Origin of the sequence: Hyphomicrobium nitrativorans NL23, assembly GCF_000503895.1 — a bacterium.
GTDB lineage: Bacteria > Pseudomonadota > Alphaproteobacteria > Rhizobiales > Hyphomicrobiaceae > Hyphomicrobium_C > Hyphomicrobium_C nitrativorans.
Genome location: NC_022997.1, coordinates 1,039,442 through 1,052,962 on the forward strand (window position 1 = coordinate 1,039,442; position 13,521 = coordinate 1,052,962).

General features: G+C 58.9%; 17 protein-coding genes and 1 pseudogene. 10 read left to right on the forward strand and 8 right to left on the reverse strand.

The window, feature by feature from the left end; genetic code table 11:
- Positions 1-125 precede the first annotated feature (125 nt).
- On the reverse strand, positions 126-359 hold the full coding sequence (locus W911_RS04840; RefSeq protein WP_023786394.1) for a hypothetical protein: 234 nt from the start codon (positions 357-359) through the stop codon (positions 126-128).
- A gap of 357 nt (positions 360-716) precedes the next feature.
- On the opposite strand from W911_RS04840, the gene W911_RS04845 reads away from it, so the two are divergent.
- From W911_RS04845 to W911_RS04855, 4 genes are all read left to right on the forward strand, one after another.
- On the forward strand, positions 717-1,163 hold the full coding sequence (locus W911_RS04845) for a hypothetical protein (protein WP_144083515.1): 447 nt from the start codon (positions 717-719) through the stop codon (positions 1,161-1,163).
- Positions 1,164-1,340: 177 nt separating this feature from the next.
- A complete protein-coding gene (locus W911_RS17695; RefSeq protein WP_023786396.1) occupies positions 1,341-1,505 on the forward strand; it encodes a DUF3309 family protein in 165 nt (54 codons plus the stop codon).
- A gap of 111 nt (positions 1,506-1,616) precedes the next feature.
- Positions 1,617-2,483, forward strand: coding sequence for a transglutaminase family protein (locus W911_RS04850; protein ID WP_023786397.1), 867 nt, complete (start codon positions 1,617-1,619; stop codon positions 2,481-2,483).
- Positions 2,484-2,692: 209 nt separating this feature from the next.
- Positions 2,693-3,328 (forward strand): tyrosine-type recombinase/integrase, encoded by a 636-nt coding sequence (locus tag W911_RS04855; RefSeq protein WP_023786398.1) that lies wholly within the window; start codon positions 2,693-2,695, stop codon positions 3,326-3,328.
- 241 nt (positions 3,329-3,569) lie between these two features.
- On the opposite strand, the pseudogene W911_RS18655 reads toward W911_RS04855, so the two are convergent.
- Positions 3,570-3,723: pseudogene (locus W911_RS18655) on the reverse strand (IS3 family transposase); the annotation flags it as partial.
- A 357-nt stretch (positions 3,724-4,080) separates the two neighbouring features.
- Between W911_RS18655 and dps the strand changes: the two are divergent.
- From dps to W911_RS04875, 3 genes are all read left to right on the forward strand, one after another.
- Positions 4,081-4,566 carry a DNA starvation/stationary phase protection protein Dps gene (gene dps, locus W911_RS04865; protein WP_023786400.1) on the forward strand — a complete coding sequence of 162 codons (486 nt, stop codon included), beginning with the start codon at positions 4,081-4,083 and terminating at the stop codon, positions 4,564-4,566.
- A gap of 46 nt (positions 4,567-4,612) precedes the next feature.
- Positions 4,613-5,578: a mechanosensitive ion channel family protein gene (locus W911_RS04870; protein ID WP_023786401.1), complete on the forward strand. Its 966-nt coding sequence runs from the start codon at positions 4,613-4,615 to the stop codon at positions 5,576-5,578.
- Between the two features lie 360 nt (positions 5,579-5,938).
- On the forward strand, positions 5,939-6,943 hold the full coding sequence (locus tag W911_RS04875; protein ID WP_023786402.1) for a universal stress protein: 1,005 nt from the start codon (positions 5,939-5,941) through the stop codon (positions 6,941-6,943).
- 427 nt (positions 6,944-7,370) lie between these two features.
- Here the strand turns inward: W911_RS04875 and W911_RS04880 are convergent, their stop codons facing one another.
- The 6 genes from W911_RS04880 to W911_RS18045 all read right to left on the reverse strand — a co-directional run bounded on the left by W911_RS04880 (position 7,371) and on the right by W911_RS18045 (position 10,979).
- Entirely contained in the window at positions 7,371-8,012 is a 642-nt protein-coding gene (locus W911_RS04880) for a pyridoxamine 5'-phosphate oxidase family protein (protein ID WP_041317467.1), read from the reverse strand.
- A gap of 29 nt (positions 8,013-8,041) precedes the next feature.
- Positions 8,042-9,553 (reverse strand): sodium:solute symporter family protein, encoded by a 1,512-nt coding sequence (locus W911_RS04885; protein WP_023786404.1) that lies wholly within the window; start codon positions 9,551-9,553, stop codon positions 8,042-8,044.
- Entirely contained in the window at positions 9,553-9,786 is a 234-nt protein-coding gene (locus W911_RS04890; protein WP_023786405.1) for a hypothetical protein, read from the reverse strand. The genes W911_RS04885 and W911_RS04890 overlap by 1 nt, the downstream gene beginning before the upstream one ends.
- Positions 9,787-9,813: 27 nt before the next feature.
- Positions 9,814-10,287: an SRPBCC family protein gene (locus tag W911_RS04895; protein WP_023786406.1), complete on the reverse strand. Its 474-nt coding sequence runs from the start codon at positions 10,285-10,287 to the stop codon at positions 9,814-9,816.
- Entirely contained in the window at positions 10,284-10,637 is a 354-nt protein-coding gene (locus W911_RS04900; protein WP_023786407.1) for an ArsR/SmtB family transcription factor, read from the reverse strand. The genes W911_RS04895 and W911_RS04900 overlap by 4 nt, the downstream gene beginning before the upstream one ends.
- 114 nt (positions 10,638-10,751) lie before the next feature.
- A complete protein-coding gene (locus W911_RS18045; protein WP_144083518.1) occupies positions 10,752-10,979 on the reverse strand; it encodes a hypothetical protein in 228 nt (75 codons plus the stop codon).
- 48 nt (positions 10,980-11,027) lie between these two features.
- Here W911_RS18045 and W911_RS04905 point away from each other — a divergent pair, with 48 nt between their 5' ends.
- From W911_RS04905 to W911_RS19000, 3 genes are all read left to right on the forward strand, one after another.
- The gene (locus tag W911_RS04905; protein WP_041317474.1) at positions 11,028-11,288 is read left to right on the forward strand and encodes a helix-turn-helix domain-containing protein; all 261 of its coding nucleotides are present in this window, start codon (positions 11,028-11,030) and stop codon (positions 11,286-11,288) included.
- A 70-nt stretch (positions 11,289-11,358) separates the two neighbouring features.
- Positions 11,359-13,086, forward strand: coding sequence for a SulP family inorganic anion transporter (locus W911_RS04910; RefSeq protein ID WP_041317476.1), 1,728 nt, complete (start codon positions 11,359-11,361; stop codon positions 13,084-13,086).
- Between the two features lie 114 nt (positions 13,087-13,200).
- Positions 13,201-13,488 carry an ArsR/SmtB family transcription factor gene (locus tag W911_RS19000; RefSeq protein WP_425277588.1) on the forward strand — a complete coding sequence of 96 codons (288 nt, stop codon included), beginning with the start codon at positions 13,201-13,203 and terminating at the stop codon, positions 13,486-13,488.
- The last annotated feature ends 33 nt before the right edge of the window (positions 13,489-13,521 follow it).

The following is a 13,521-nucleotide window of genomic DNA, read 5'->3' on the forward strand; positions in this document are numbered from 1 at the left end:
CATATCATGAAGGACCGTAGAGAAAGACGTATGGACAGCGTAGAGTCGGAATCTACTCAGAGACGCGGGAGGCGGGCTGACCTTTAAAGGTCCGGTGCTCCCCCCTCGAGGGCCATTGCGAGCGTTTACGTCTTGAGCGGCGCGTCCACTGCCGCCCGCAAAATGCGTGGCCCTTGCACACTGAACCATCCGTTCGCAATGCCAAACTCGACGCCGCTGTTCAAAGCCTCGCCATAGACGTCTTCATTCGCAAGGCGCGCTGCAATCGCGCCGAACATGTCGTGCTCGCCTGGCTTGGTGTGCCGTTGATCAAGCAGGTCGAGGATCCGACGCGCTATCTGTTCCGGTGTCGACGTCATGTGCACATCGTCTCCTTACGAGATATTGAGAGACAGCTAGCTCTCGACGGAGACGAGAAAATCGCCGTCTAGGAAGTCGCCGTCTCGGGATGCCTCTGATGTTTTGCCACTTGCGGTAAATAGGGGGAATTCTAGCGCGCTCAATGGAGAGGATTGAAATTTGCCCATCGCGCTGTTCACCTATTGGTTTGAACTCGGCAGTGCAACTCAGCTTGAGTAGTTTCCGATCCTATCGGCGCCGACCGATCTTGAATATTTCTCTGCAACGAGCGCACCGCGTGGCAACCCAGCGAACCGAATGGCGATCTGATCGGAAGCAACGCGGGCGCACTCCACTCAACAACAAGGAAAACAATGATGATCAGAACTGCAATGAAAGCGTTGCCCGTATGCGCGGCGACTCTCCTCATCGGGTCCTCAGCGGTCTCCGCGCAGACACCCGACGACATGAAAATGACCCAAGCTCAATGCGGCACGCTTTGGACGCAGGCGCTTGCGGGTTCTTCCGGCAACCTCTCCAAGGAAAAGGCCAAGCCCTACGTGAATGATTTCAAGAAGGCAGACAAGGACGGCGACAATCACCTCTCAGGGGCAGAATGGACCGACGCCTGCGAGCAGGGCGGGATCCAAAGTTCATCGGACGGCGCCGGTGACGGGATGAGCGGCTCAGACAAAACATCGGATCGGACGCCAGGCGATCAATCACCAAGCCGCACCCCGGGCGCGACCAGTACCGGTGCGGCGGGAACAGAAGCAGGTCAGACGGCTAACGGCACATCTGATCGAACGCCGACAAACCACTAACGGCCTCGAACGGCCTCGCGACCGCGAACTTGGGGCGGAGTAGCGAACCGCCCTGGTTTCGCTGTCACCGAGGAACCGGGGTATTCAGCATACAGAATGAGTCCGGGGAGACATTGACACCGAAATCAATCGACTTTCCTTCGACGTTCATTCAGTTGTTGCAACGGAAGGTAGATCATGTCACTCGGAACCATCCTTGTTGTTCTCCTCATCATTTTCCTGCTCGGTGGCTTTAGTGGCCGCTTTGGTGGGTACGGGTACGGTTTTGGACACGGCGGAGTTGGTGTCGCCGGGGTTCTGCTAATAGTTGTTGTTGTCCTGCTTCTAACGGGTCGCATTTGATCTGACCGGACGCCCCCTTGTGTTGGTCACTGACCAGCTCCCGCAGCAGGTCAAACCGAAGATGATATCTCAAATTGTAACGGGGCAGCCTGCGATGAAGCGAGCCCGGTGATGCGCCTCAAAATCCACCATCGGACAATTTATCGCTATCGCCAGCCGGTGAGCCTTGGATCGCACCGGTTGATGTTGCGCCCTCGCGAGAGCCGGGATCTTCGCCTGATTTCGAATGACGTGGTGGTGACACCCGGCGCGGTGGTGAAATGGGCGCATGACGTCTACGGCAATGCCGTGGCGACGGCTACATTTCAGACCATGACCGACACCCTCGTGATCGAAAGCGCGGCCGAAATTCAACTCCACACCACCGCATGGCCCATCTTCGATATTGCCGCCTCCGCTATCTACTACCCGTTCCGATACTCCGACGATGACTGGATCGATCTTGGCGCTCTGGCGATCCAGCAGTATCAAGACCCCGCCGGGCGGTTGCGGGAATGGGCACGTGCGTTCGTGGCAGGCAATCCGACGGACACGCTTTGTCTGCTCAAAGATCTGAGCGCCGGCATCTCAGAAGGGATCCGCTATCAAAGCCGGGACGATGAAGGCACGCAGTCGCCGATCCAGACTCTTGATCGTGGTTGGGGATCGTGTCGTGATTTCGCCGTCCTCTTCGGCGAAGCGGCTCGCAGCCTCGGATTCGGGGCGAGGATTGTCTCCGGCTATCTCTACAATCCGGATCATAACATTATAGGGTCCGGCGGTGCGGGAACGACCCATGCCTGGGCCGAAGTCTATGTCCCCGGCGCGGGCTGGATCACCTTCGATCCGACGAACCGGAGTATCGGCGGCTTCAATCTGATCCCAGTTGCCGTCGTGCGTGACATACGGCAAGCGATCCCGGTGGCAGGCAGTTTCGTTGGAATGAGCGACGCATTTCAGGGGATGTCGGTGGAAGTCCTCGTAACGTCCTTGATGTAGCCTTACAACCGGCATGAGAGACGGTGCTTGGTCAGTCGCTACACTGTTCAATCGGGGCCCGTGTAAGCCCGCGCAGGATATCCGCAGAGGGTCAAAATCGACGGTTGGTAACCACTCGAAGGAAGAATTGGCCCGAGACCGGTCGCAAAATCCCTCATTGGGTCGTTGCAGGCGCATGCTGGTTTGTCTCTCGAACAAGGAGACAGACCATGGACAACAATCACGAAACTAAGAATCTGAAGCCTGTCCGCAACGAGCCTTGGAACAAGGGAAAGCTTATCGGGGCGAAGCCGCCACTGCGGCCAAGCCACGTCTGGTCGATTAGAACCAAGCTCCAGATGGCGGATCGGAAGCGCGACCTGGCACTGTTCAACTTGGCCATCGACAGCAAGTTGCGCGGCTGTGACGTGGTCGCGCTCCGTGTTGATGACGTTGCACCGAGCGGCTATGCGATGGACCGCGCAGCTATCCGGCAGAAGAAGACGGGCAGGCCGGTACGGTTCGAGCTGACGGACCAAACTCGCTCGGCTGTCGACGACTATCTAAGGATGACCGGGCGGAAACGCGGGCAATTCTTGTTTGCCGGTCGAGGCGATGGTCACGGACTGACGACGAGGCAGTACGCTCGGCTTGTCCACGAGTGGGTTGCCAGTATCGGACTTGATCCGACGAAGTTCGGAACGCACTCGCTGCGACGTACGAAGGCGGTGTTGATCTACCGGCGCACGGGTAATCTTCGCGCGGTCCAGCTCTTGCTTGGGCATTCGAAAATCGAGAGCACCGTTCGCTACCTCGGGATCGAGGTCGACGACGCGATCGAGATCGCAGAGAAGATCGATATCTGACGGCCGCTCGACCTCTATGAGCGGACTTGGTCGGCGAGTTTACGGGGGCGCCGACTACGCGTGTGGCGATGACTGCTTCTGGACGCTGCCGTTACGTCGTCGCTGTCGTTTGCGACGCTGAGTTTGCAGGTATTGCGTGAGCCAAAGAAAAGGGCAGAGTGCAAACTGCTGTCCGTCGTCAGGGTCGTCGGGACAGCTGAGCGTGTGATCTAAGAGAGAGTCTGGCTCATCTGGTTGAAGCTCATGCTGCTGCGTTGATGTGCTGTCGGCGGCGCTGCTCGATTGTGCGTCGCTTGACGTCGCGTTGCCGCTCGATGATGCGCGCGGTTCGCCCAAATGTAGACGTCAGCTGGGGTGAGGTTGTCCAGGCTCTCGTGATAGCGGCGATGATTGTAGAGGTGTCGATGCCACGTTGTGCTACCTCGCGTTCGGCGGCAACGTAGGCGCGGGCGAGCTGAAAAGGTCGCAGAAGGGGCCAAAACCTTGCCTTTTTAGGCAAGGTGATATAGATTGATGCCATGAGCATTCTGATCCACATGCAGCAGCGGGCACTCTTGCTCGCACGCTAATCGCTCCCAGCCATTCCTTTTAGGACACTGGCTCGGGAGAATTGCTCGTTTCACAATATTTCGTTCGGGTCCGCATACGTGCCAACGCTTCGCACGGCGTGCTGTCCCTTTTTGCGGACGCTCGCGGCGTTGCCATGCGGGTGGCGCGCCGCGCGCGGTCGCGCATATCGACGTGGAGGTGTCATGAAGAGGGTTATCGAACATACCGAACGCAACGCAAACGCGGAGAATGCTTGCGTGTCGCTGCTGAATGCTCGGTTGGCTGAAGCGATTGACCTGAGCTTGATGGCGAAGCAAGCGCATTGGAACCTGAAGGGGTCGAATTTTTTCGGTTTGCACCGGATGTTCGATGACATCCGCAAGCAGATGGACAGCCACGTCGACACCTTGGCTGAGCGTGCGGTGCAACTGGGAGGTGAAGCCCTCGGTACGTCTCAGGTTGTTGCCGCGGCTACGTCGCTGACCGCGTATCCAACGGCCATACGCAGCGAGCGCGAGCATATTGCAGCGTTTGGCGAGAGGCTCGCGGCGGCGAGCGACAAGGCCCGGTCCTCGATCGAGGAGGTGGAGGAAGCCGGCGATGCCGGTACGGTGGATATCCTCACCGGATATTCGCTGATGCTTGAGAAGTCTCTGTGGCTTGTCACCTCACATACTGGCGACCATTGACTGGAATTGCCGTCCCGCGGCCACGAACAGAGGGGCCTCGAAGGCGATGAAACGTGAGTTTGTCCTGCGGGTTGCTTGGCCGGCAACCATTCTCGTCGCATTGAGCGTCGCGTATGTCTTTCGTGATGCCTATGTGCCGACATGGTTCGCGGAGTCAGACCGCCATCTGCTTAGAAACCTGCTCATGGCGGGCGGCTGGTATTCTGCCGCCCTCCTCCTCGCCCGGATGATTGGGGCCGCACTCCAGCACAGGAACAATGGGAAGCGTCGGGCTCCGAAGCTGCTTGGTGAGCTCATCGTCGCTGCATGTTTCCTGGCGGCGACGATGGGAACCGTTGCCATGTGGCTGGGCCAATCGGCGGGCAGTGCGCTGGCAAGTTCGGGCTTGATCATTGCCATCGTTGGTTTCGCGATCCGCAATATTCTCGCCGACGTGTTTGGCGGGATCGCGCTTGGACTGGAAGCGCCGTTCCGCATCGGAGACTGGGTGGAAATTGACGGCGAGGTCCGAGGGCGGGTGATTGAAATCGGTTGGCGCACGACCCGCATTCAAACCCGGAACGACATCTACATGATCCTGCCGAACAGCGACATTGCGAGAAAGCGCATGACGAACTACAGCGCGCCGAGAAAGCACTACCGCGCGAGCCTCGAGATCGTTCTTGGTCAGGAAATTCCTGTTCGGATCGCCAAGAGTTTGCTGGAAGAGGCAGCGAGCACGAACGCGATCATGCTGCGGGACAAGAAACCCGACGTGCGCGCGATCTCCTACGATGCCGAAGGCGTGAAATATGTTGTGAGGTATTGGGTGCCGAGTTTCATCGATGAGACGGATTGCCGGGATGTCATGATTGCTGCGATCGACAGGGCCATTCGTGGCAGCGACCTGCCGTCGCCCTATCCCTATAGCCGCATGAAGATAGCAGACGGCGGGGAGAAGCGTGACGGCGCACAGACGCTCTCTCTCGCGCATAGTTTCCGACCGTCCGCAACGAGCCTTGGAGGTGCCTAGAATGGCTGTCGATCGTCGTCTCTTTCTGGCGCGGCTGAAGAAAACAGCCGTCTAGCCCGGCCGAGGCCACCTGGTTGCCTCGGCCGGGCGGCGTCCTGACTTTTTCACACACCCTTCGATGGACCACCGGTGCATGCCGCGTGCAGAGGCGCGCGCGGACGGTGTCGCTTGGCCATCGTAGGCCTCAATCGAACGACATGGAGAGCGGAATGAACGGCGTGACGCGAGTGCTAAATCGAACCATTTATCAGTCCCGGCGCAGGACGGACAGGTACATACGAATGTTTCATCGCGCCGCTGCGGACGAAATCAAACAGCATTGGTTTGACCTGGCAGTTGAGCATGACCGGAAGGCGGCTCATGCGGCCCGTCGGCTGGCGGAAGAAATCAATCGAAGCAGAACCTGACAAGGGCCCCTTGTTGGAGGACAGAGTGATGATGGAGGCGCGTGTGAAACGTATTCTCGTTGCTACTGATCTCTCAGCCCGATCCCACCGGGCGTTGAGGCGGGCCGGATGGCTTGCTGAGGAGGCAGGCTCGGAGCTCGTGCTGCTGCACGTTGTCGACGACAGGCAAGCGCAGCGTCTGATTGACATTGATGTCGCGGAAAGCCGCAAGATTGTCGACACTTGGATCACTTCGCGGGCAGTCCCTCAAGCGGTTCGTTGCCGTTCCGTGATCTCGGCCGGCAAACCGCACATGGGTATTATCGAGGCTGCCAAGGGCATTGACGCGGATTTGATCGTAATGGGTTCCCATCGAAAGCGCTTTCGCGACCTGTTTCTCGGAACGACTGTAGAGAGGGTCATCCGCGAAGCTAGCGTTCCGGTTCTGATGGTGAATACGGATGAGCCCTATGAGACCATCATGATCGCTGCCGACCTTTCGGCGGCGTCGGCAGAAGCCGTGACCTCGGCGGCTCGCCTTGGTTTCTTGAGCATGGGGCAGGTTGCGGTGGTACATGCGTTCGACGCCGTGGCAAAGTCGAAGCTTGCGTTAGCGCAAGCGCCAAAAGACAGGGTCTCTATGTATGTAAAGGAAGAACAGCAAAAGGCGCTTGCGAAATTGAAGGATTTCATGCGGTCGGTGCCCCAGGCACCTACGGGATGGACGCCTTATGTCGAGGAGGGAGAGGCCCCATACGTTATTGGGACCGCTGTGGAACGGATGAGTCCGGGGCTGCTGATCCTGGGGACCAAGGGAAGAACGGGTGCCGCCAAATTTCTGCTGGGCAGTGTCACGGAAGAACTCCTGGGATCCACCACAGTCGACGTCCTCGCGGTTCCTCGGAGAAGCCAGCAACGCCGCGATACGGTCACTAGGCTCCCCAAACCGATTTGGGGGACTAGTGATGTTTCAATTTAAGCGGTGATGCGGCGCGGTGTGGCAAGTCCCTTCAGCACGTAGAAGGGGCCATGCCGACGAATATCCGGGAGGGGCGGGGTTTACCGCCCCTCTTTTTTATGACGTTGTACTGGGGTCTTTTGTGAGCGGCGGAGGGTGTCCCTGACGACTGCGCGCTGAAATGCTGTGCGGGGGTAACCATGCATGACCGCGGCGGCTCAGCTGCAATGTCGTCGCCTTACGCGAATAGGACGTGGCGCGGGTAGATCGACGTTTTATGTCATCACCACCACATTCAGCAATGGACGTGGTCGGCGAGTGGACAGGGGGCGCCGACTTGGAATGCGACAATGACCGTTATTGGGACAACCCGTCTAAACAGCAAGGTCTGCGACGGGCCAAGAGTTGACATGTGCTTTGGAGCACGTGGCATTCTATCCACCGTCGCCTAACCCTCGCCTTTCTCGACCTTGTCGTTGTACTCCTCCAGCGTGAGGAAGCCTTCGCTGCGCGCGGCCGCTTGATCTTGTGGTGTCAGGACGTCGTGGACGACCTCGAGACGCTTCCATTCGGCGAGGGGGGCCGTGCCATCTTCCTTAGGCACGTATCTCGATGTCTCTACGCGCTGGTATTTGTGAACGTAGCGCGGGCAATTCACGAAAATCTGCTCCGGTCGAACTTGAACCAGAAATTGCGCACCCGGCACGGAGTTGGGCCCCTCGACGAGGCTTGCGACACCCTGCACGCGCAGGCGGCGCGGGCGCTCGAAGTCGATGAAGAGCAGGCCGACTTTGGGATTGTGGCTGATATTGCCCATCGATAGAAACATGCCGTTGCCATCGAAGGATGGAAACACGAGGGTATTGCTCTCGACTCTAACGAAGCCAGGGTCACCGCCCTTATAGGATACCGTCGGGCTCCCATTGGGGTCGACGGTGGACAGGAAGAAGAAGTCGCGTTCGGAAATGAACGCGATGTCCTGTTCCGTGAACTCGGCGTGAACAATCGCCTGGACAGTGCGATCAGCCAGTGCGCGAGCCTCGTACCGTTCCTGAAGTTCGCGATGGCAGTCTGAGAAGATATTCGTCATGGACGCCTCCGTGATGGCGTTGAGCGAATTCAAGCTGGCGCCGGCTGTGGCACGATCTCTTCGGGTTCGATCCGGCGTCGCTCGCGTACCATATCGAACAGGCCGTCCACCCGCTCGCGTTCTGCTGCCGGCTGCGGGACAAGGTAGGCCAGGGTCACGTAGATAGCCAGATTGACGACGAGGGCTACTGCACCTGACGTCAATCCGTAAGCCCATGGCAGATAGCCGGGAAACACGAGTTCCAAGGCGACGGCGGTGATGAACCCGGTGGTCATGCCTGCGATCGCGCCGTATTTGTTCCCCCGCCTCCAGAAGATGCCGAGGAACTGTGGCACCGCGAGCTGAATGATACCCTGATAGGCGAGCACCGCGAGTGAGAACAGGGCCGGAAGCTCCAGGCACGCCAACCACGACGCGAGAAGCGTCAGCCACAACATGCCGAACTTGGCGAAGACAATGAGTTGCCTTTCGCTCAGCTTCCAGTAGTTGCCGATCAGATCGTTGGCAATCTGTGCGCCCGTCGCCTGAATATTGCCGTCCGTGTGCCCCATCGAAGCGGCAAGGACGATCACGCCCGCGAGGCCGAGCAGCCAAAGCCCCCCAGCTTCTCTGCTCACGATGAACCACACGTCGCTTGGTGCAGCAGAAACGCCCGGAATTTTTGAGGCGAGCATACCGAAGACGAGCAACGCGGCGCAGAACAGCAAGGAAAGCGGCACGGCAATGGCTGCCGACTGCTTCAGGCTCTTCACGCCGTTCGCGGTGAACAACCGTACGAAAATGTATGGCCAGCACCATCCGCCGATCGCGCCCGTCAGTATGAGACTGAAGACGTAGAGGGGGCCTTCCTTCGAGCCGATGCTGGGGATTGCGAACATGTTCGCATCCAGTGATGCGAAGCCGATGCCGCGCTCCCAGACCATCCAGAGGATGAGGCCGACGAGCACAGCGCTACCCACGATGTAGGCGACGATGCCCTGCGCCATGTCAGAGATGACGACGCCGCGCATCCCCATTCTCACGGTCCAGATCTGGCGCAGTGCGATGACCGCCACGCCGACCATCACGGCCTGCGAGAACGACAATGTTCCAAGCGACATGTGATGGAAAAGGGTGCCGAGCGCCTGCATTCCCAGAACGAGCCAAGGTATGCCCGAGACGATGCCCACCACTGCCGCGATCGTCTTGATGTGATGGGAATTGAAACGCAGCGCGAGAAGATCGGGCTGGGTCCGCAATTCGAAGGTCTTGCCCCAGATCCACACGGGTCGCGCCATGATATACATCAGCACGACCGTCAGTAGACTGTAGGACAACACGTAGAACGAAATCACACCCGCACTCGCGGCCATGCCGCCGAACGCGGTGAACATCGCACCGGGATACCATGTGTTCAGGAACGACATGGCCTGATAGTTAGGCCCGAATGAGCGGCCGCCGACTGCATATTCGGTGAAGTCTCGGTCCTTGATTCCACTCAGCTGCAGAATGAGGACGATGACGCCGAAGAAAACGGCGATGGCACCGAAGGTGATGATCATCAGCCGAGATCTCCCGCACGCGCCTCGGCGAGGTAGGCCGCGACGATGCTTGCCGTAATGCAAGTGGCCACGGCTACGAAATAGAAGACGGACGCAGGCAATCCGAGGATGGGTGTCTGCTTGCCGTCGAAGGACCAATAGAGAGGTGGTGCCAAGGCAACGACTGCATCCAGGAAAAACCACGCAGCGATCCATGGCACGCGCTTGCGCGGCGCCGTCCGGTCAGCAGACATCGTCTCTCCTCCCCCGAAGCTCTTCTTTTATTTTCGTTTTGGCTGCACCGGCAGTGCCAGCACGGTGGTGAGTTTCTCGAAGCAGCTTGGCCAGTCGCCTTCGTATGCTGCTCCCGCCTCGCGGGAGGCGAACTGGCTTTGTGTGAAAGTCATCGTCGTGCGTGTGTCGCTATCGCGATGAAGCGAAATCTCGATCAGCGTTTCCATGCCGGAGATCAGCGCGAATGGGCCGGTGTAGGTCCATGTCATAACGATGCGCCGCCCAGGCACTAGATCACGGTAGACACCGTTTATGGTATGGAGGGCTCCATCCGGCGCCTGCGAGCGGATGAGCAAGGCACCACCAATTCTAGGTTCCGTTTCGATATGAACAACGACGTTCGGACCGGGAGCGAGCCAATGGCGCATGATGTGAGGCGTAATCCAAGCCTCGTACACCTCGGCAGCGGATGCCGAGAACTGGCGCGAGAGGGTGATGCAACAGTCCACGCGCTCCGTCATGGGGATATCTTGCGCCGCGTCTTGCGGCGGCTTTCGAACAGCTCTTCCAGTGTGTCGAAGCGTTCGCTCCAGAACCGTTCGTAGAACTCAACCCAGCTCCGTATCGCAGCCAGCGGCTTTGCGTTCAGCGTACAGGTGTGCGTACGCCAGGATACGTGGCGGTCGAGAAGGCCGGAGTCCTCGAGCACCTTGATATGTCGCGACGCTGCAGCAAGCGACATGGGCAGCGGCTCCGCCAGCTCTCCAACGGTGAGCGGCCCGTCGGCCAACCGTTTGAGCATCGCGCGCCGGGATGGATCGGACAGCGCGTGGAAGACACGGTCAAGCGCCTGATCCTGTCGTTCAATCATATTGTTGAATTAAGAACACCACCATCCGGAAGTCAAGCGGCACATTCCACGCTCCCGCACGGCCCTGGCGCTACCGCACATATGTCAGAGTGGGTCAAAATCGACAAATGATGGTCAGGCCCCGCGTGTCTGCTCCACTTTCAGGTTTGAACGAACTCGCACAGCCTTCCAATCGACACGAAGGGCCACGAGCCGACATGCAGCCGCCACCGACGGAAACAGTCCCGTGAACTCATCGCCAGGAGTCCAATCTCCCTCGGGGAACGAGAACAGCTCGTCTTTGGCGATCTGCCTAGACGGATTGAAGTTGGGATACCGGATATGGATCGTGATATTTGACATATCATATCTGCGGCGATAAATAGCATATGTCGTGTTCAGGATATGCCCATGATCACCGCCGCCCAGATGCGTGCCGCACGTGCCCTTCTCGGCATCGACCAGAAGACTTTGGCCGAGTTGTCCGGCCTCTCCATCCCAACGATCCAACGCATGGAATCCAGCAATGGCGACGTTCGCGGTGTGATCAACAGCCTGACCAGGGTGGTCGCGGCACTTGAACTTGCGGGCATCGAACTGATCGGTGACGGCGCTGCCAGTCCCTCAGGTGGACGCGGCGTTCGATTGAAGTCCTCATCCTCGAAATCCTGAACCTCAATCCGCGACGGCGACCGCCGACGATAAGCCGACGATCCCGCCGCCTCTAAATGTGCGGCAACACGTGAAAGTATTGATAGCCAGACCGAGCGAAGCGCCGACCTTCGCCGAACTTTACATTCCAAAAATTCTGACGGTCCTGCGCGAAGGCTATGGGTTGGCTCACCTGCGCGCCGACGCAATTGCAGGGCTTACCGTTGCCATCGTGGCGCTGCCGCTTTCCATGGCGATCGCCATCGCCTCGGGCGCAACGCCGGCGCAGGGGCTCTATACCGCAATCGTAGGCGGCTTCATCGTCTCACTGCTCGGCGGATCGCGTTTCCAGATTGGCGGTCCGGCCGGCGCCTTTATCGTGCTGGTCGCGGCAACGGTCGCTCAACATGGCATGGACGGGCTGATCCTGGCCACCTTCCTGTCGGGCCTGATGCTGATAGCCGTCGGGCTCTTGCGGTTCGGCACATTCATCAAGTTCATTCCGTTCCCGGTAACGGTGGGCTTCACTGCAGGAATTGCGGTGATCATCTTTACCAGCCAGATCAAGGACCTTTTCGGCCTGACACTGGACCACGAACCTGGTGACCTCCTCGAGAAGATGCCGGTCCTTTGGGGAGCGAAGGACAGCGTTTCGCTTGCCGCAGTCGCAATCTCTATTGCAACCGTTACAATCATCCTCGGTTTGCGCCGTGTGCGACCGCGTTGGCCGGGAATGCTGATCGCTGTTGCTCTGACCGCAGCCGCCACGGCGCTGCTTGCCTTACCTGTTGCGACTATTGGCACGAAGTTCGGCGGCATTCCCTCGTCGCTCCCGTCCCCGTACCTGCCCAATCTGTCGATGGACAGGATCATTGCGGTTTTGCCCGCAGCGATGTCCTTCACTCTGCTTGGCGCCATAGAATCATTGCTCTCGGCAGTCGTCGCGGATGGCATGACCGGACGGCGGCACCGTTCCAACTGCGAACTCGTCGCACAAGGTGCGGCAAATATCGGTGCATCGCTCTTCGGCGGCTTTTGCGTGACCGGCACGATTGCCCGCACGGCGACCAATCTGCGCGCGGGGGCGCACGGGCCTATCGCGGGCATGCTTCATTCCGTATTTCTTCTCCTTTTCATGCTGATCGCTGCTCCCCTCGCAGCCTACATCCCGCTCGCGGCGCTGGCAGGTGTGCTTGCAGTGGTAGCTTGGAACATGATCGAGAGACCCGCCATCGCGATTTTGCTGCGTTCGGGCTGGGGTGAAACGACGGTTCTCGGAGCAACCTTTCTCCTGACAGTATTCCGAGACCTCACCGAGGCTATCATCGTCGGCTTCGCGCTTGGTTCAGTACTCTTTATCCAGCGGATGAGTCGGACAACCGCAGTTGCCTCCCAGAAACCGTTTGTTGGGCGTGACGAAGCTGACACCGCCCATCCGCGCGAAGCTTACAATGAGTCTGCGGCTGCGAATCCCGATGTCGTCGTCTACCGGATCACAGGTGTCCTCTTCTTCGGGGCAACAGCATCCATCGGCTCAGTTCTCGACCGCATTCAGGACAACCACAAGGCACTGATCGTCGATTTCTCCGCAGTGCCCTTCCTGGATTCGACCGGCGCAAACATGATCGAAAGCCTGGCGCACAAGGCCCGTAGACATGACGTGACACTCTGGCTCACCGGTACCAGCCGCGACATCCGGCGCGTCTTGATCACCCATGGCTTGAAGAGACCGCTTGTGCGTTATGCGTCGACGGCGGAAGCCGCCCTGTCGGCTGTTCAGCGAGACCTTGCCATTGCCAAGCTCGGCCGGCGTTGCTAATGTTCGTACATGAATACGAATATCGTAACTCGCGCTTCAGGCGCGAAATCGGATGACGCTCTCTGCGAAATTCCGTGTTTCAATGCAAAGTTGGTCCAGAAGCTAAAGGCGAAAATGCCTGCCGAGGAATCGCTTGATGAGGCCCGGAGACTCTTCGCTGCTCTAAGTGACCGAACGCGCATTAAGCTCCTGCTCGCTTTAGGGCCGGACCGAGAGCTCTGCGTTTGCGACTTGGCTCATGTGGCTGGGACCACATTCTCGACCGCTTCCCATCATCTCCGAAAACTTCGTGATCTTCGCCTTCTGACGCATCGAACCGATGGCCGGATGTCATTCTATGCGCTGCGCGATCCGCGCTTGGCACAGCTCGTGGCTCTCGCGCTTGGCCACAGAAATGAGTGAAGCCGGGATAGACTAGCCATCAAGACCGATCAC

Bases quoted from the DNA above. Each gene is read 5' to 3' on its own strand.
- W911_RS04875 (WP_023786402.1), top strand. From the start codon at position 5,939: ATGCGGCCCGTCGGCTGGCGGAAGAAATCAATCGAAGCAGAACCTGAC.
- W911_RS04850 (WP_023786397.1), top strand. From the start codon at position 1,617: ATGCGCCTCAAAATCCACCATCGGACAATTTATCGCTATCGCCAGCCG.
- W911_RS17695 (WP_023786396.1), top strand. From the start codon at position 1,341: ATGTCACTCGGAACCATCCTTGTTGTTCTCCTCATCATTTTCCTGCTC.
- W911_RS04890 (WP_023786405.1), bottom strand. From the start codon at position 9,786: ATGTCTGCTGACCGGACGGCGCCGCGCAAGCGCGTGCCATGGATCGCT.
- W911_RS04885 (WP_023786404.1), bottom strand. From the start codon at position 9,553: ATGATCATCACCTTCGGTGCCATCGCCGTTTTCTTCGGCGTCATCGTC.
- W911_RS04870 (WP_023786401.1), top strand. From the start codon at position 4,613: ATGAAACGTGAGTTTGTCCTGCGGGTTGCTTGGCCGGCAACCATTCTC.
- W911_RS04845 (WP_144083515.1), top strand. From the start codon at position 717: ATGATCAGAACTGCAATGAAAGCGTTGCCCGTATGCGCGGCGACTCTC.
- W911_RS18045 (WP_144083518.1), bottom strand. From the start codon at position 10,979: ATGTCAAATATCACGATCCATATCCGGTATCCCAACTTCAATCCGTCT.
- W911_RS04880 (WP_041317467.1), bottom strand. From the start codon at position 8,012: ATGACGAATATCTTCTCAGACTGCCATCGCGAACTTCAGGAACGGTAC.
- W911_RS04900 (WP_023786407.1), bottom strand. From the start codon at position 10,637: ATGATTGAACGACAGGATCAGGCGCTTGACCGTGTCTTCCACGCGCTG.
- W911_RS04905 (WP_041317474.1), top strand. From the start codon at position 11,028: ATGATCACCGCCGCCCAGATGCGTGCCGCACGTGCCCTTCTCGGCATC.
- W911_RS19000 (WP_425277588.1), top strand. From the start codon at position 13,201: ATGCCTGCCGAGGAATCGCTTGATGAGGCCCGGAGACTCTTCGCTGCT.
- dps (WP_023786400.1), top strand. From the start codon at position 4,081: ATGAAGAGGGTTATCGAACATACCGAACGCAACGCAAACGCGGAGAAT.
- W911_RS04840 (WP_023786394.1), bottom strand. From the start codon at position 359: ATGACGTCGACACCGGAACAGATAGCGCGTCGGATCCTCGACCTGCTT.
- W911_RS04855 (WP_023786398.1), top strand. From the start codon at position 2,693: ATGGACAACAATCACGAAACTAAGAATCTGAAGCCTGTCCGCAACGAG.
- W911_RS04895 (WP_023786406.1), bottom strand. From the start codon at position 10,287: ATGACGGAGCGCGTGGACTGTTGCATCACCCTCTCGCGCCAGTTCTCG.